Annotated in this window: 15 protein-coding genes, 1 tRNA gene and 1 pseudogene; 5 read left to right on the top strand and 12 right to left on the bottom strand. The window is 35.7% G+C overall.

Going from position 1 to position 17368, the window contains the following annotated elements; genetic code table 11:
- Positions 1-136: 136 nt before the first annotated feature.
- Together glmM and Dongsha4_RS06170 are read right to left on the bottom strand one after the other, a co-directional pair.
- On the bottom strand, positions 137-1558 hold the full coding sequence (gene glmM / locus Dongsha4_RS06175) for a phosphoglucosamine mutase (RefSeq protein ID WP_425590779.1): 1422 nt from the start codon (positions 1556-1558) through the stop codon (positions 137-139).
- 183 nt (positions 1559-1741) lie between these two features.
- A complete protein-coding gene (locus Dongsha4_RS06170) occupies positions 1742-2830 on the bottom strand; it encodes a GTP-binding protein (RefSeq protein ID WP_330204836.1) in 1089 nt (362 codons plus the stop codon).
- A gap of 186 nt (positions 2831-3016) precedes the next feature.
- Here Dongsha4_RS06170 and Dongsha4_RS06165 point away from each other — a divergent pair, with 186 nt between their 5' ends.
- From Dongsha4_RS06165 to Dongsha4_RS06155, 3 genes are all read left to right on the top strand, one after another.
- A complete protein-coding gene (locus Dongsha4_RS06165; RefSeq protein WP_330204835.1) occupies positions 3017-4651 on the top strand; it encodes a CocE/NonD family hydrolase in 1635 nt (544 codons plus the stop codon).
- Positions 4652-4774: 123 nt separating this feature from the next.
- The gene (locus Dongsha4_RS06160; protein WP_330204834.1) at positions 4775-6217 is read left to right on the top strand and encodes a family 10 glycosylhydrolase; all 1443 of its coding nucleotides are present in this window, start codon (positions 4775-4777) and stop codon (positions 6215-6217) included.
- Between the two features lie 85 nt (positions 6218-6302).
- Positions 6303-6746 (top strand): RrF2 family transcriptional regulator, encoded by a 444-nt coding sequence (locus Dongsha4_RS06155; protein ID WP_330204833.1) that lies wholly within the window; start codon positions 6303-6305, stop codon positions 6744-6746.
- A 61-nt stretch (positions 6747-6807) separates the two neighbouring features.
- Here Dongsha4_RS06155 and Dongsha4_RS06150 read toward each other — a convergent pair whose 3' ends face one another.
- On the bottom strand, positions 6808-8694 hold the full coding sequence (locus Dongsha4_RS06150) for a PP2C family protein-serine/threonine phosphatase (protein WP_330204832.1): 1887 nt from the start codon (positions 8692-8694) through the stop codon (positions 6808-6810).
- Positions 8695-8947: 253 nt separating this feature from the next.
- Positions 8948-9018, bottom strand: a tRNA-Gly gene (locus Dongsha4_RS06145).
- 172 nt (positions 9019-9190) lie between these two features.
- Between Dongsha4_RS06145 and Dongsha4_RS06140 the strand changes: the two are divergent.
- Both Dongsha4_RS06140 and Dongsha4_RS06135 read left to right on the top strand, forming a co-directional pair.
- Positions 9191-9535: pseudogene (locus Dongsha4_RS06140) on the top strand (glycosyltransferase); the annotation flags it as partial.
- Between the two features lie 87 nt (positions 9536-9622).
- The gene (locus Dongsha4_RS06135; RefSeq protein WP_330205396.1) at positions 9623-10612 is read left to right on the top strand and encodes a sugar transferase; all 990 of its coding nucleotides are present in this window, start codon (positions 9623-9625) and stop codon (positions 10610-10612) included.
- Positions 10613-10662: 50 nt separating this feature from the next.
- Here Dongsha4_RS06135 and Dongsha4_RS06130 read toward each other — a convergent pair whose 3' ends face one another.
- The 8 genes from Dongsha4_RS06130 to atpB all read right to left on the bottom strand — a co-directional run bounded on the left by Dongsha4_RS06130 (position 10663) and on the right by atpB (position 17364).
- Positions 10663-11124 (bottom strand): ATP-binding protein, encoded by a 462-nt coding sequence (locus tag Dongsha4_RS06130; RefSeq protein WP_330204831.1) that lies wholly within the window; start codon positions 11122-11124, stop codon positions 10663-10665.
- Positions 11125-11366: 242 nt separating this feature from the next.
- Positions 11367-12314: a F0F1 ATP synthase subunit gamma gene (locus Dongsha4_RS06125; RefSeq protein ID WP_330204830.1), complete on the bottom strand. Its 948-nt coding sequence runs from the start codon at positions 12312-12314 to the stop codon at positions 11367-11369.
- Positions 12315-12600: 286 nt separating this feature from the next.
- A complete protein-coding gene (gene atpA, locus Dongsha4_RS06120) occupies positions 12601-14112 on the bottom strand; it encodes a F0F1 ATP synthase subunit alpha (RefSeq protein WP_330204829.1) in 1512 nt (503 codons plus the stop codon).
- A gap of 162 nt (positions 14113-14274) precedes the next feature.
- A complete protein-coding gene (gene atpH, locus Dongsha4_RS06115; protein ID WP_330204828.1) occupies positions 14275-14829 on the bottom strand; it encodes an ATP synthase F1 subunit delta in 555 nt (184 codons plus the stop codon).
- Positions 14830-14835: 6 nt separating this feature from the next.
- Positions 14836-15360: a F0F1 ATP synthase subunit B gene (locus tag Dongsha4_RS06110; RefSeq protein ID WP_330204827.1), complete on the bottom strand. Its 525-nt coding sequence runs from the start codon at positions 15358-15360 to the stop codon at positions 14836-14838.
- A gap of 91 nt (positions 15361-15451) precedes the next feature.
- Positions 15452-15931, bottom strand: coding sequence for a F0F1 ATP synthase subunit B' (locus tag Dongsha4_RS06105; protein ID WP_330205395.1), 480 nt, complete (start codon positions 15929-15931; stop codon positions 15452-15454).
- Positions 15932-16130: 199 nt separating this feature from the next.
- Positions 16131-16376 (bottom strand): ATP synthase F0 subunit C, encoded by a 246-nt coding sequence (gene atpE, locus Dongsha4_RS06100; protein ID WP_015218634.1) that lies wholly within the window; start codon positions 16374-16376, stop codon positions 16131-16133.
- A 232-nt stretch (positions 16377-16608) separates the two neighbouring features.
- Positions 16609-17364, bottom strand: a complete 756-nt coding sequence (gene atpB / locus Dongsha4_RS06095) for a F0F1 ATP synthase subunit A (protein ID WP_330204826.1) — start codon at positions 17362-17364, stop codon at positions 16609-16611.
- Positions 17365-17368: the final 4 nt, after the last annotated feature.

Here is a 17368-nt window from a genome sequence, read left to right as displayed (position 1 = left end):
TAATTATCAACTATTCACGATTAATTATTAACCTTTACCCCTTGCCCTTTCTTAATTAATAGACATCTCCAGAAGTACAGGCAAGATGCCTGTTTTACGGTGGTAAATTCGCAATTTTTACCAGAAGTCTAATGGATTAAGCCAAATTATCTTCTACTACTTTAACTAAGTGATTTGTCCAGTAGTTAACTAAATCACAATTTTGGGCTTCTACCATGACTCGAATTAAGGGTTCTGTGCCAGAGGCTCTTACTAAGACTCTCCCTTGATCACCCATAGCTGATTCAGCAGATGCGATCGCACTTTGAATTGTATCATTATCTTGCCAATTAAGACGTTTTTCTCGGTCTTCTACCCGCACATTCTTTAAAACTTGAGGATAGGGAGTAAAGCTATCATTAACTAAAGATTTGAGACAATTTCCTTCTTGACGTACGAGGGCGGTTAATTGTAGGGCAGTTTGAATACCATCTCCTGAAAAATGATGATGGTGACAGAGAATATGTCCAGATTGTTCTCCTCCTAACATTGCCCCTGTTTCCCACATGGCCGCTTGTACATTTTGATCTCCTACGGCGGTGCGTGTCAATTTTCCACCTAATTTTTGCCATGCCATCTCAAACCCCAAATTTGCCATAACTGTGCCAATTAAAAGGTTGTTGGGCAGTAAACCCTTATTCTGTAAATATTTACCCCAGAGGTAAAGAATATAGTCTCCACAGACTACTCGCCCTTGATTATCTACCGCCATAACTCGATCTGCATCTCCGTCAAAGGCATAACCAATATCGGCTTGGTGATCTTTTACTGCTTGTTTTAACTGCTCTAAATGGGTTGAACCACAGTTAACGTTGATGCGATCGCCATCTGCTTGGGAATTTAAACAGATAACCTCTGCACCCAAAGCCTTAAACATTGAAGGGGCTAACTCTACCGATGCTCCCCATGCTAAATCTAAAACAATTTTGATACCTGAAAAATCGAGATGATTAGGAATAGAATCTTGCAGAAAAGAAGCGTAATTTTGAGTTAAATCATGATATTGGCGAATATGACCACATTTTCCTCCTTGTAGGTTAATGTCTCCTGAAACGTGTTGACGAATGGTCTTTTCGATCGCACCTGTTAAAATAGTATCTAACTTCGTTCCTTTGTCGCCAAAAAATTTAATTCCATTATCTTGAGGGGGATTATGACTAGCAGAAATCATCACACCACCAATGGCTTCCGTTGTTTTTGCTAAATAAGCCACACAGGGAGTAGGACACAAACCCACATTCCAGACCTCTAAACCCATAGAAGTTAAGCCAGATGCGATCGCCATACTTAACATATCACTAGAATTACGAGAATCTTGCCCAATAATGACCACCCCAGAAGTAGAATGATAGTCTTGAAAAACCTTTCCCGCCGCCAAACCTACTTCTAAAGCTAAGTTAGCTGTTAATAAATCTCCTACTTTGCCTCTAATACCATCCGTGCCAAATAATTTCGCTGGTAAAGCCTGAAAATGAGTGTTTTTGACCTCCCCTTGAGGTCGAGAGAAAGAGACAACCATTTTAAAACATCCTCACACAAATATTTTCTTTTATTAGGTTATATTAACTCAGTTCGACATATATAGATAACTTGAGTTCGGGATAAATTTTCATCGATGAGTGAAGGAAAAAAGGCAAGAGACAAGGAAGGGGCAAAGGGCAAAGAAAGGTAAATAGTTGATAATTAACAACTGAAGTTCAAATTAATCAACCACACATTGCTGTAATTGAGTTAAGATGCGATCGCAATCTATATCTTGTCCAATAAAAACTAATTTATTTTGTTTGGTTTGATTGGGTTTCCAGACATCATCTTCAATGGTGAAACGCTTACCACTTAAATGAAAAATGTGGCGATCGGGACTTTCTTTGAACCATAATACACCTTTTGCTCGAAAAACGTTAGCAGGTAACTTATTATCAAGAAAATCTTGTAATTTACGGATATAAAAAGGCTTATCACTAACAAAAGATACGGAAACAAAACCATCATTTTCTAAGTGATCAGAATGATGATGATGGTCATGATCGTGATCGTGGTGATGGTGATTATGTTCCTCATGATGGTGATGGTCATGATCGTGGTGATGGTGATCATGTTCATGGTCATGACTGCTATTGTCAGAATTATAGTATTTATCAGACTCAAATAAACCCACACTAAGAATTAAAGGTAAAGGCACTTGAGATTTAGCTGTACGTAAAATCCTCGCATCTTTTTTAATGTCTCTAAGTCTTACTTCTAATAAATCAACATCGGCAGAATCAACTAAATCAGTTTTGTTGAGCAAAATAATATCACCATAGGCAATTTGATTATACGCCGCTTCACTGTTGAATAAATCAAGGCTAAAATTCTCACTATCCACCACTGTGACAATAGAATCTAACCTTGTCATGTCTCTTAATTCTGTCCCCAAAAAAGTTAAAGCTACAGGTAAAGGATCAGCTACACCAGTAGTTTCTACGACTAAATAATCTATTTTTTCTTCTCTTTCTAATACCCGATAAACTGCATCAATTAAATCGGTGTTAATAGTACAACAAATACAACCATTGCTCAACTCTACCATAGAGTCATCACTGGCAATAATTAAATCATTATCAATACCAATTTCACCAAATTCATTAACTAAAACTGCGGTTTTAACACCTTGTTGATTCTGTAAAATGTGGTTAAGTAAAGTTGTTTTGCCGCTACCTAAAAATCCTGTAATGATAGTCACGGGTAAACCATGTTTAGGAGCATCCATACCATGATCTGAATTTGTTACTGATTCTACAGTGGTCATAACAATGATTATTTATTCTTTTTGAAATTGATTATTAACCCTTGATCTTAGCAAAAAAATATTGCCCATGAATAATATCGCAATTCTATTTGATTCATAATATTTTAGGAAGGGTAAAGTTTTCAAATTTCAGTATTTTCCAAATTCTTACTCTTTGAAATAAAAACTAGCTTGGTAGAAAAAACAATGTCCATTATCAAAACAACTCAATCATTTTCCACTCGTAATGGCATTAAATTAGTATCTGACATTTATCGCCCCAATACCTCAGAAAAATTGCCCGTTTTACTAATGCGTCAACCCTACGGACGTGCGATCGCATCTACTGTAGTTTATGCCCATCCTCGTTGGTATGCAAATCATGGTTATATAGTTGTGATTCAAGACATAAGAGGAAGAGGAGATTCTGAAGGAGAATTTAGGTTATTTGAATCGGAAATTGAAGATGGTTACGATACCCTTGACTGGATAGCAAACTTAGAGGGTAGCAATGGCAATGTGGGAATGTACGGTTTTTCCTATCAGGGAATGACACAATTGTATGCGGCAATTAGTCAACATCCTGCCTTAAAAACCATTTGCCCAGCAATGATTGGCTATGATTTATACACCGATTGGGCTTATGAAAATGGAGCTTTTTGTTATCAATTAAACTTAGCATGGGCGATTCAATTAGCCGCAGAAACTGCCCGTTTAAAAAGAGATTTATATGCTTATAAAACCCTTTATTTAGCCAGTCGGAATCTACCTATTTATGATATACCTATTACCGTTGATGAAGCCTTAAGAAAATATTGTCCCAGTAATTTTTATTATCAATGGTTAAGTAATACAGAAAATAACGAATATTGGCAAAAACTCTCCCCCAAAACTTATTTTCAATATATAGATTTACCCATGCTTCATATTGGTGGTTGGTTTGACGCTTATTTGCGAGGTACACTGAATTTATATCAAGAAATGAAAACTAAAAGTAAATTTCAACAGTGCTTAATAGTTGGTGTTTGGGGTCATATTCCTTGGGGAAATACCCTTGGTTCTCGCTCATTTTCTAACTCTGCTAATTCTAATATTGATCAAATGCAAATAGCTTGGTTTGACAAATATTTAAAAGGTATTGAAAATAATTATTTACCAAAAGAAAATATTACTTTATTTCAAATGGGTAGCAATAAATGGATAACTAAAGATAATTTAAACAGTAGAAAAAATAAGTATTTATATTTAAAAAGTACAGGATTAGCTAATATCAAAGATAATGATGGTTTATTATTAGCAAATAACCAAGAAACTCATCACTTTCAACAAGATATAATTGTGCAAGATTTTTGGCGAAATGTTCCAAGTTTAGGAGGTCATAGTTTTGTACCAAGTGGTGTTTTTAACAGATCTGAATTAGATAATCGCAGTGATATTGTTACCTATACCTCTAACTTTTTAACTGAAGATTTTGAAATTATTGGAGATATAGAATTAGAAATTTTTGCTCAAAGTGATAAAGACAGTTTTGACTTATCAGCAATTTTATCTCAGGTATTTCCTGATGGTAAAGTTTATAATTTTACCCAAGGGCATATTAGAATTATTCAAAACAATTGTGAGCAACCGATTAAGTTTAAATTACAGCCAACTTGTATAAAATTAGAAAAAAATACAGCTCTGCGTCTAAGTATTAGCACAACTAATTTTCCTGCTTATTTGGTAAATACAGGAGATAAGAAAAACTATAATCATTCATTCCTAAATTTAGAAACTACTCCATTAACAGTAAATATATTTTCAGGGAAAGACAAGCCGTCTAAAATAATATTCAATACTTAACTCCTTTGAGATAATCCAATTAATAATATATTTTGTTAAATTAGTTCCTAGTTATTAACATTTACTCATAAAAGTATAATTACATCTATTAATTTTTAATTCCTTCTATTCCTTCGGAAACAAATGCGCAAACTCTCTTGGTTAAATATTAGTCTCAGTTTCATTTCCCTTATTAGTCAAACCTTATTTCAGTTACCTAGCTATGGAGTTACTAATACTTATTGTCAATTAGATCAAAACTCCATCAACATCAAAAATAACTTAAGGGAAAAAGCAATTTCTGGAGACAATAATGCCCAAAGAGAATACCAACAGATTATTCAACAACATAGCCAACAACTAAATAATTGTCGTCGTAATCATTGGCTAAAAGAACAAGCCATCTGGTTAAGACTTTACCCCTGCGATGCAAAAGCTGGTTCAATCGATCGCGTTTTAGATCAAATTGTTAATTTAGGTTATAATACCGTTTATTTAGAAGTATTTTTTGATGGTAGAGTATTACTACCTAAAAATGGAAATTTCACAGCATGGGATAGTGTTTTAGACGCTCCGGGGTACGAAAATAGAGATTTATATGCGGAAACTTTAGAAAAAGCTAGACAAAGAGGCTTAAAAATTTATGCTTGGTTATTTAGTCTCAATTTTGGTTATGTTTATGCTCAAAGAAGCGATCGCACCTCTGTATTAGCTCGTAATGGTAAAGGAGAAAATAGCATAGACTTTGTTCATGATCAATCACAGGCTTTTGTAGATCCCTATAATCGTCAAGCAAGACAAGACTATAGCCAAATGTTACAAGCTATATTGCAACGTCGCCCTGATGGGGTGTTATTCGACTATATTCGTTATCCTCGTGGTAGTGGCAATGAATCGGTGGTGGGCAAAGTTAAAGATTTATGGATTTATAGCTCTGCCTCCAAAGAAACCTTATTAAATAGGGCAACAAATAAACAAGGAAGATGGTTATTAGAAAGATACATTACTAAAGGCTCAATCAATGGTAATGACATAGAAGAAATGAAAAGACTATACCCAGATGAAAAAACTCCCCTTTGGCAAGGGAGAAATCCTAACGCCCCCAACAATTTAAGTAACTTACAGATTGAAATTTGGTACTTTACTGTTGCCCATGCCGCCCAAGGAGTCATTGATTTTCTCGACTTTGTCTCAAGCCAAGTTCAACAAAGAGGAATACCCGCAGGAGCAGTATTTTTTCCAGACGGTAATCAAGTGGTAGGAGAAATTGGTTTTGACTCTCGTTTACAACCTTGGGATAGTTTTTCTCCTCGTATAGAATGGCATCCCATGTCTTATGCTCTATGTGGTAGTCCCAAATGTATCGTTGATCAAGTAAAAAGGGTAACTCAAGCCTCAGCACAAGATAGCAATGTAAAACCCGTATTAGCAGGATTTTGGGGGAGAAACGATGGCAAACGCCCCTCTTTAGAATCTCAAATGGAAGGCATTAGAAACTCAGTAAAAGGAGTACAATCTGTTAGTCACTTCGCTTACTCATGGTTAGAACCTGAACACACCAGAGAAAGACAAAGTTGTAATTTTTAAACTTTCTTTTTTTACTAACTGTTAAATGCTTATCTTTTCTCTTTTCCTATCCTAAACACTTTTTCAGTAACCCTTAGCTTAACTTATGAAATTAACCACAAAGGGACACTATGCAGTGAAAGCACTATTAGATTTAAGCCTGAGTCCTCTCAATCAACCAATATCTGTTAGCAAAATTGCTAATCGTCAAAATATACCTGCACCTTATTTAGAGAAAATATTAATTCAAATACGTCGTGCTGGTTTAATAAAATCCATTAGAGGTTCACAAGGGGGTTATCAACTAGCAATTTCTCCTGAAAAGATTTCTTTGGGGGAAATTTTGACAGCAGTGGGTGATAAGATAGAGCCTTTACCAAATGTAGATAACATAGCCGATTCACCAGAAGACTGGGTAACAGTTACTTTATGGAAGCGTTTAAATCGCAAGTTAAAAGAGGCGGTTTTCGAGATTTCCTTGGCAGATTTATATTATGATGCCCGTAGTCGTCAGGCTGATTTGGGAGAGGGCAATAATTTTATTGTTTGATTATTATTGACTATTATTGACGCTTTTATAACCTTACTTTCAGTAGCTCGAAAAAGAGATTTTAGATAATATTAATGTCATGATTAATTTGATGTCGATTTGATAATATTAAACTAAAAGTTCTGATAGGTAGTATTTTTATCGATTTATTTTGAGAAGATTTGTTTTGAAAAATAAACCAAGTTACAGCACCAAAACAAACTATAATTATTGCAGTGATAATGATGTTTTTTGGAGAGAATAAAGGCTTATTTGTAATTTTTTTTACAAAGGAATTACTTATTTTTGGCTGAGGTAAATCAGGGATAATTTCCCCTAAATATTGCCAAGATAATTCTCCCTCTTTTTTGTCTGGTTGTTTTGATTCTATTTGGCACTGAAGTAAGGCAACGGTAATATTATCATGGCCATTTTTCTTTAAACCGATATGAAGTAATTTTTCACAAGCTGTTTTAAGACTAACATCCTCCGTGAGAATAGGTAAAATTTCTGATTGCCAATACTGCTCCACTCGATCATAATCGGATAAACCATCGGAACATAGTAAAAAAATACTGTCTTCATCAGTGATAAATCGTCTAATATGTACTTTGAGTTTTTTTGATGATTCCATACCCAATGCTTGTAATAATGCACCAGTACGAGGATTTGCAGAAACTAGACGATATAAACCGCATCCCATTCTTACTTCTTTGGTGGCTAAGTCGTCATCTACGGTAACTTGATGGCAACCATCTTTTGTAATCCAATAAATACGAGAATCTCCTACATTGGCAAAATATATTTCATGTGCGATCGCCATTGATGTGACTACAGTTGTCCCCATCCTGTCACGATCCTGTCGTTTTTCCTGATTATTAATATGAGTAATTCTGTCATTAGCTTTAGAAATTGCATTGTGAATTTTAACCGCATCAATTAAGGGAATCCAGTTTTTATTATTTAAAGTTTCTCTAAGAGTTTTTTGATAGCTATTATTTAATTCTTCTTTGATAATATTGATAGCTAAATTTGATGCAACTTCTCCTGATTTTTGTCCTCCCAAGCCATCACAAACCATAATCAAAGTATCGATTCCGCCTAAGGTTTCTTTAAACTCATCAACATTGGGATAACAAGAATCTTCATTATTACCTCGTTTTTTTCCTGCATCAGTTGCAGTAATTAAGCTAAATTTGCGACGATAATAGTTATTTCCTAATAGATAAATAATTTGATCTAATATTGCTAATAGTTTATCAATATCTGTAATTAGATTTTGTTGAATAGATAAAATAATTTTTTCGATTAAGTTTTTAATTAAAGGATCAAAATCTTTTAACCAACTCTGCCATAAGTCTGCTAAGTTTTTTAAATTAGGTGTTAATTCTTCATCACATTTTAAATCAATAACCTTAATAATTGCTCCATTAACTCTCAGGTTATTACTATCAAAAAAACTAGATAAAACTTTTTGTTTGGCTAAAGGTTTCCATAACTGTATCATTTGCCATAACCAGTTAATTTGCCGTAAAGGAGAGGCATGACAAATACTTTTTTCTAGCAAAGGAAATAATTGAGGATAAATCAATTTACCCCGACTATCTAAGGGTATATTATTATACTCTAATAACCATCCCTGATTTTCTTGATTGATAAAGCCGTAAATTTGTGGCAAATGAAGACGATGAGAAAATAATTTGAGATAAGGTATAACTTCTGGGGGGAGATTTTCAGGAGAATAAGGCAGTAGATAGGGTTTTGTATCTAAGACAATATCAGAATAACACACTAAGAAGCGATCGCTGATCGAATCACCTATTTTATATTCTCGGCTTAACTTTCCCGCAATTTTTAAGTAACGTTTAACTAATGGGGTTTCACACTTATGACAAAAAGTATCTTCAAGAGAATTTAGATTCTTACATCTTTTGTTAACGCATCGAATTTGTGTAATCCTATTAGTCATTATCTCATTCAGAAAATTAGGGTATTTTTACCGTTGACACTTCGGAATAAATAATTTGTCTTTTCAAGCAAATTTATAATATTCACTCCTGTGCAATAATCTTATTTATTGATCATAACTCTAATTGCTAAAAGTATAGAAAATAAATCAATTCTTCATCATAAATAGTCAATTCTCACAAGATAAGCTAGAAAAAACAATAATCTTGTAGATTCCAATTAATGGGATACTTATAGAATTTTAGAAACTAATAAGCGGGTGAGGGGAATCGAACCCCTATCATTAGCTTGGAAGGCTAAGGTTTTACCACTAAACTACACCCGCAGGTTTTTATTTAACACTTTTATCATTATAACAATAAAATTCTGATTTTACAAGATAAAAATTGTTAAATTTGCTGAAATAATTGAGACTTCTAAACTTTTTCGGTGAATTAGCTTATTATAAAATAAAGGGAATTAATACAGTTCATTATAGTTATTCCTGTGAAAAATAGATGATTTTTGTGACTGTTGGTACGGAAAAACAGCCTTTCAATCGCCTTATGTGCTGGATTAGGGTTCTACAGGAGTCGGGAATGATTGAAGAGGAAATCGTTGTTCAATATGGTAATTGTACAGTTTTGCCAGAAGGTGCAAAGGTTTATCGTTTGCTCAAAAAAGATCTGTTTCAGGAATTAATTAGTCAAGCTCGTTTAGTGATTAGTGATTGTGGCAAAGAATGTTTTTTGTTAGATGCCTATGATAAACCTTATATTTTAGTTCCTCGCTCTCACAAATTTAGGGAATATCATGATGAGCGTCAAATTGAGTTAGCTATGGCTATGGAAAAAATTAATGTTCCTGTAGCTTGGAGTTTAGGGGATTTGATTCGTTTCATCTCTAATCCTTTAAAAGAATCTATCAATGATATTTCTGCTCAAAACCAGTTGAAGGCTTCCTGTCATTTTGAGCCGATAGTTGTCTCTAAGAATAATTTATTAGTACAGATACCCAATAAACTAACTGTTGTTGAAGCGATCGCATTTAAAAGAGAATATCCTCAATGGATGGACAAAGTAGGAGTTAAAAAAATTATTTTAGATTTTGGCAAAACTAAAATTATAGATAGTAGTGGAGTTGGTTCTTTAGTTGCTTTGATGAAATCTGCCAAGGAAAAAAATATTACTTTACAAATATGGAGTGTTAATCCTCAAGTAGCAGAAGTGTTTTCTCTGATTGGCATGGAAAAAGTGTTACCAATTATTAGTCATACAGAGCCAACCATACCTATTTCTGAGTCTCGATTAGTAGATTCTCCTCCTTTAACTCATCCTTCGGTGCGATCGAAAACTAAGCGTTTAATGGATATTGTTGGTGGTTTAATCGGTTTAACATTCGTTGGGGTTTTATTTATTCCTATTGCGATCGCAATTAAGTTAGATAGTCCAGGTCCTATTTTATTTAGTCAAACCCGTTGCGGTTGGATGGGTAAGAGATTTAAAATTTGGAAGTTTCGCTCTATGGTTACTAATGCAGAAGCTCTAAAAGACAAGATTGATAATGAGGCTCAAGGAGCATTCTTCAAAAATGAAAATGATCCTCGTATTACTCGTGTCGGTCGCTTTTTACGCAAAACCAGTTTAGATGAATTCCCTCAGTTTTGGAACGTGGTAAAAGGAGAAATGAGTTTAGTTGGTACTCGCCCTCCGACTCCCGATGAAGTAGAAAAGTATGAAATTCCCAATTGGCAAAGATTGGATGTGCGTCCGGGGTTAAGCGGTGAATGGCAAGTAAATGGGCGATCGAAAATTAAGAGTTTTGAAGACGTGATTAAACTTGATTTACGTTATCAAGAAAACTGGAGTCTAATGTATGATTTAAAGTTAATATTCAAGACTATCATTGTTATTTTTTCTAAAGATTCTGGGGCGGTTTAATTTTATCTTCCTGTTTATCCCGAACTCAGGTGAGTTTGAATAGTATGAAATTAATCAAACTTAGGAGATTGAATCTTAAAACAATTACGTTGATCTGATTCTTGAGTATAATCAATCTTCCAACCAAATTCATCTCTTAATTTTAGGAAAAAAATAAAGCCCCATTGAGACTCTCTTTCCCATAAATCAATCTGACTGGAGCGAATTTTCCGGTCTAAATTATGTAGGGCAGAAGTCAAATCAAAAAATATTCCCTGATCCCAAATTTTGATTTGTAAATAATCACCGGCAATTTCTAGCTCTAAATTAATTAAGGTTTCCGTATCTTGATTTGCATGGGCATGACGTACCACATTTGTAAAACCTTCAATTAAAACTGTCTCAGCTTGTAACCAAATTTTTTCTGGTATATGACTTTGATGACATTCTTCAAACCAAGCTATTATTTCTTCTATTTCCTCAAGATTGCTGATGATTTCTAACCGAAAATTATGTTTAGCAGGTTGCATCATTTATAAGTCATAATTAAAAATGCCAAAGAAAATACTTTGCTGAAAACAAAAAATAAAAAGTAAAGTATGATGAAATATCAGTTTGATTTTATAAATTTGCGGTAGTGAAAAGACTATTTCAAAATAAAAAAACTCATCCCCAACTCTTTTTGCTTTGAATTGAGGTAACGAAATCGTTTAAAGAGAAACTTTTTTTATTAGTTGTTTTAATTCCTAATTCCTAATTCCTCAGTGAATAATTATTATTCTAAAGAGTTAGCACCAGCCACAACCTCAAGAATTTGCTGAGTAATAGAAGCCTGACGAGCTTTGTTATAAGATAATGTTAGAGTTTTCATTAAATCACTAGCGTTATCACTAGCATTGTTCATAGCTGTCATTCTTGCGGCTAATTCACTAGCGGCAGATTCTTGTAAAGCTCTTAATAACTGGTTATTTATATACAAGGGTAACAAAGAATCTAAAATTTGAACGGGGTCTTGTTCAAAAATCATATCTCTGGGGAAATCTGCAACAGGAGTAGTAACAGATTCTCTTTCCACCTGAAAATTACCGCCACGCACAGTTAAACGGAATATTTCATCATCTTTCACCTCTAAGCCTTGAGGAGTCAAGGGTAAAAGGGTTTGAATGACGGGTTTAGAACTAATTAAAGACACAAAGCGAGTGTAAATTAATTCAACTCTATCTACCACATTGGAGAAAAATAAAGAAATTAACTCATCTGCGATCGCCTGAGAGTCTTGAGCAGTAGGAATTTGCTCTAAACCATAAAATGTACTACTAATGGATTCTTCACGGCGTTTAAAATACTGTTCCGCTTTTCTACCCACAGTAATATAAGTATAGTTGATACCTTGACTTTTTAGTTCTGCCGCTCTTTGTTCAGCTCTTTTAATTACACTAGCATTATAGCTACCACATAAGCCGCGATCGCCTGTTACGACTAAGAGGGCAACGGTATTAACTTCTCTTTCTTTGAGTAAGGGTAAGTCCACATCCTCAAAACGGAGACGATTTTGTAAACCGTATAAAACTTGAGCGAGGGTATCAGCAAAAGGACGAGTAGCAGTAACTTGTTCTTGCGCCCGTCTTACCTTTGCCGCCGCTACCAATCGCATCGCTTCAGTAATTTTCTTAGTATTTTTTACTGAATCAATCCGATCTCGAATTGCTTTTAAGTTAGACATAATCTTAATATTGAGGTTAACAGTTGATAATTGACAACTATTTGTTTGAGTTCGGGGTTCGGAGTTAGGAGTTCGGGGTTAATTTACTGTAAACTGTTTATTTATCCTAAGATTGGGTAGGGGTTCTAAGCCCGACATAAACTCTTTTTCATGTTGTTGGGTTACGCTACCGCTAACCCAACCTACAAAAGTTCAGTTTTTACCCGTTCAGAGTACAAGTAGGGTGGGCATTGCCCACCAATCAAAACCCGTAACACAGGCATTTTGCCTGTAAACAAGAAATTAATTAAGCGTTAAATGCTTGTTTAGCTTCAGCAACTGCTTCTTTTAATAAGGCTTCTGCTTCATCGGTTAATTTTTTCTCGGCAGAAACGATTTCTACGAATTTAGGCTTACTGTTCTTGATGTAGTTACGTAAGCTAGTCACAAAGTCTTGTACTTTATCAACGGCAATATCATCTAATAAACCGTTAATACCAGTGTAAACCTGTGCTACTTGTTCCCAAACCGCTAAAGGAGAGTTTTGAGGCTGTTTGAGTAACTGGCGTAAACGTTGACCACGAGCGAGTTGTGCTTGGGTGGCTGCGTCTAAGTCAGAAGCGAATTGAGAGAATGCCTCTAATTCAGCAAACTGTGCTAATTCTAATTTTAATTTACCTGCAACCTGTTTCATTGCTTTGGTTTGAGCCGCAGAACCAACACGGGATACGGAGATACCAGCGTTAATTGCAGGGCGGAAACCTGCGTTGAATAAGTCGGAGGATAAGAAGATTTGTCCGTCAGTAATAGAAATTACGTTGGTAGGAATGTAAGCGGATACGTCCCCTGCTTGGGTTTCGATGATAGGTAATGCAGTCATACTTCCACCACCTAACTCATCATTAAGTTTAGCCGCTCTTTCTAATAAGCGAGAGTGCAAGTAGAATACGTCACCGGGATACGCTTCACGTCCGGGAGGACGACGTAATAACAAGGACATCTGACGGTAAGCCTGAGCTTGTTTGGATAAGTCATCGTAAATTACGAGGGTTGCTTTTCCTTTGTACATAAAGTACTCAGCGATCGCAGCTCCTGTGTAGGGTGCTAAATATTGTAAGGTAGCAGGATCGTTAGCGTTAGCGGCAACAACGATGGTATAATCTAACGCACCTTTTTCTCTTAAGGTATCAACCACGTTAGCAACGGTGGAAGCCTTTTGTCCAATAGCAACGTAAACACAAATTACATCTTCGGATTGTTGGTTAATGATGGTGTCAACAGCGATCGCAGTTTTACCAGTTTGTCTGTCACCGATAATTAACTCACGCTGTCCTCTACCTACGGGAATCATAGCATCGATCGCAGTAATACCAGTTTGCATAGGTTCACAAACGGACTTACGAGCAACAATACCAGGAGCAGGAGATTCAATTAAACGAGTTTCGGAAGTATCGATGTCACCTTTACCATCAATGGGACGAGCCAAAGCATCTAAAACTCTACCCACTAAAGCATCCCCTACGGGGATTTGAGCAATTTTACCAGTAGCTTTAACACTGCTACCTTCTTGGATGTCTAAACCATCACCCATTAACACCGCACCAACATTATCTTGTTCGAGGTTAAGAGCGATACCGACAGTGCCATCTTCAAATTCTAATAATTCACCCGCCATAGCTTGGTCTAAACCATAAATACGGGCAGTACCGTCACCTACTTGTAAAACAGTACCAACGTTGGAAACTTGAACCTGTTGGTCATAGGATTCAATCTGTTGGCGAATAATGCTACTAATTTCGTCTGGTCTGATTGCTACCATTTTTCCTTATTTTTAGTTACTAAAATAACAGTTTGCTTATCAATTTTGATCAAGAAATGATTTGGAGGGAAAACAACTAGCATTTACAATGTGACAATTTTTTTGCCCTTTGCATAAATGATTGCTTACCCTTATCAAAGCAGAAATTAACTTTGTTTAATCTTATGCCTTACCAAGCATACTCAAACTAATACGACGCAATTGTCCTTTCAAACTTGCATCATATACTTGAGAACCAACCTTGATAATAACACCGCCGATAATGTCGGGATCGATCTTTGTTTCGATTTCCACTCCACTAGCACCGGTGAGTTGTTTAATTTTTTCTACCAATTTTTCCGCTTCTCCTTCATAGAGACGCACCGCAGAGGTAACTTCTGCTAAAACAACGTTATTTAATTGGCGTACAATTTCTAAATATTTACCGAAAATGCCTTCCACAAAACCAATACGTTTGCGATCGACTAACAGTAATAAAAAATTAAGCAAGAAAGGATGAACTTGTCCTTCTGCAATTGTTTTAATAACCTCTTTTTTATCTTCGGGACTAACTAAGGGACTAGCGAAAAAACTCCGTAAATCTTCAGACTCTTCAAACAAGTTCTTCAATTCACGGACACTAAAAGCAACCTCATCGGTAATGTCGTGGGACTTAGTTAGAGACATTAAGGCTTCTGCATAAGGTTCAACTACTTCGGCTGTAATAGCACTTTGCATCTGTTTTTAACCTCCTAATTGCTCAACAGCACGACTGATCAACTTACCCTGAATGTCATCGTTTAAGCGATCTTGTAATTCTTGTTCCGCTTTTTGTAAAGCTAAAACAGCAATAGTACGTTTTAATTCAGCCACCACTCTTGCTCTTTCAGAATCTAACTCCTGAACAGCAGTAGCTTTCATTCTTTCAATTTCTTTTTCACCTTGAGCTAAAATTTGCTCTCTGGTGGTTTTAGCAGTGGCTTCAGCATCGACCTTAATTTGTTTTGCCTTTGCTTGAGCTTGACTTAAATTTTCCTTAGCTTCTGCCAATGCCTTAGCGGCAGTTTTAGCACGTTCTTCAGCTTCTTTTATTTCCTCGGCAATACGATTACGTCTTTCTGTGAGAATATTACCCACAAATTTTCCGCCATATACTACCAGTAACCCAATCACAATAACCAAGTTGATTAGGTTAGAACCAAGAATATCTGAACTAATACCAAATCCACCACCTGCTTCTTCAACTGCTAAGTAGAATAAATTAATCATAATTAATCTCTATTTAAACTAGGGGTAGATTGTTTTCTGAGAAAACCAGATCTGAAAGTCTGTTAACCTAAAATAGGCATTTTACCTAAAATTATTTGGCAAACTCAGCACCGATGACTTTCTCAACAATTTGACCACTCAAAGCCTTAACTTGTTGTTCTAAGGCAGATAATGCTTCTTTTCTTTCAGCCTCGATTTGTTCTGAGGCTTTCTGACGCTCAGCAATTACCTCTTGTTGAGTTTGTTGTACTTGTTCGGAAACAATTTTTTGAGCTTCGGCCTGTGCCTGAGCAATAATAGTTTGAGATTCTTTACGTACTTCTCTTAATTCTTGCTCATACTGTTCGGCTAGGGCGATCGCATCTTGCTTTTGTTTTTTTGCTTGATCTAACTGCCCTTGAACATAACCGGCTCTTTCATCGATGGCTTTACCCAGTGGTTTGTAAAACAGAGCGTTGAGAATTGCCGCTAAAATCAAAAATTGAATTGCCATTAAAGGCAAAGTAGCGTCAATATCAAACAAGCCCCCTGATTCTGCGGTTTCAGCCGCTAATAAAATCCATTGTGTCATCATAATTTGACTCGAAGTCAGAATTTACTTGTGCCGTTTTTCTAAACTAGAACTATGCTTAGAAGTATTACTGCAATTGTGTATTTTGTTCAGTGCTTAGGCTTTAGGCACTAGGTTTCGTTACACGATGATCCTATTGAACCTAAAACCTAAAACCTGAATTTATTGCTATCAGTTATCCTAGATCTAAGTTATTTAATTAGGAGAAGGGGTTAGCGAACAATAATACTAATGCTACAACTAAACCGTAAATGGTTAACGCTTCCATGAACGCTAAACTAAGAAGTAAGGTTGCACGAATTTTTCCTTCAGCTTCAGGCTGACGAGCAATACCTTCTACCGCTTGACCAGCAGCGTTACCTTGACCAATACCAGGTCCGATCGCACCTAAACCTACAGCTAAAGCAGCAGCGATTACGGAAGCAGCAGCAATTGTTGGATTCATAATTCTTTTTTTCCTTTTTAATTAATTTACTACAATAATACAATTTTGTTTTTACGTCGGGGAAGAGCTTAAGTGTCTTTCCCTTCTGTTTAGTTAACCACACAATGGTGATTAATTTAATCCCACAATGTATTTAACTATATTTTGGGTTTTTATGATAGTCAGTTTGATTAAATTCTGACTTTTTTCTAAGAACCAATTTTCTCTCGATTAGCTATCTAGGTATTTTAACCTATTCGTGGTGTTCTTCTCCATGACCTTCCATGGCCTCACCAATATAAGATGCGGCTAAGGTTGCGAAAATGAGGGCTTGGATAGCACTGGTAAATAGACCTAAGATCATCAAAGGTAAGGGAATAATCAAAGGTACGAGTAAGACTAATACTCCCACTGCTAATTCATCCGCTAAGATGTTACCGAATAAACGGAAACTTAGGGATAAAGGACGAGTGAAGTCTTCGATCGCCCTAAATGGTACCATAATAGGAGAAGGTTGAGCATAATCAGCAAAGTAACCTAAGCCTTTTTTACTAATCCCTGCATAAAAATAAGCAAGAGAAGTTAATAAAGCGAAAGCTACAGTAGTGTTAATATCAACCGTAGGAGCACTTAATTCACCTTCGGGAATTTCAATTAACTTCCAAGGAATTAAAGCACCAGACCAGTTAGAAACAAAAATAAACAAGAATAATGTACCAATAAAAGGTACCCAAGGGCGGTATTCTTTTTCGCCAATTTGGTCTTTGGCTAAACCACGCAAGAAATCCAAGACGTATTCCATGAAGTTTTGAAAACCACTGGGAATTCTTTGAACGTTGCGAGTGGCGGCAATAGATGCGATGAGTAGAACACCGATAACGAACCAAGAAACCATAAATACTTGTCCGTGAACTTTGTATTTACCGATCTCCCAGTAAAAATGTTCTCCAACTTCGATCGCCGCTAAATTAAACTGATGAAACAAATTTAAAGTGTTTGCGAAATCCATTGAA

This window comes from Cyanobacterium sp. Dongsha4, from assembly GCF_036345015.1.
Taxonomy (GTDB): Bacteria; Cyanobacteriota; Cyanobacteriia; order Cyanobacteriales; family Cyanobacteriaceae; genus PCC-10605.
This window is presented reverse-complemented; position numbering and strand designations above follow the sequence as displayed.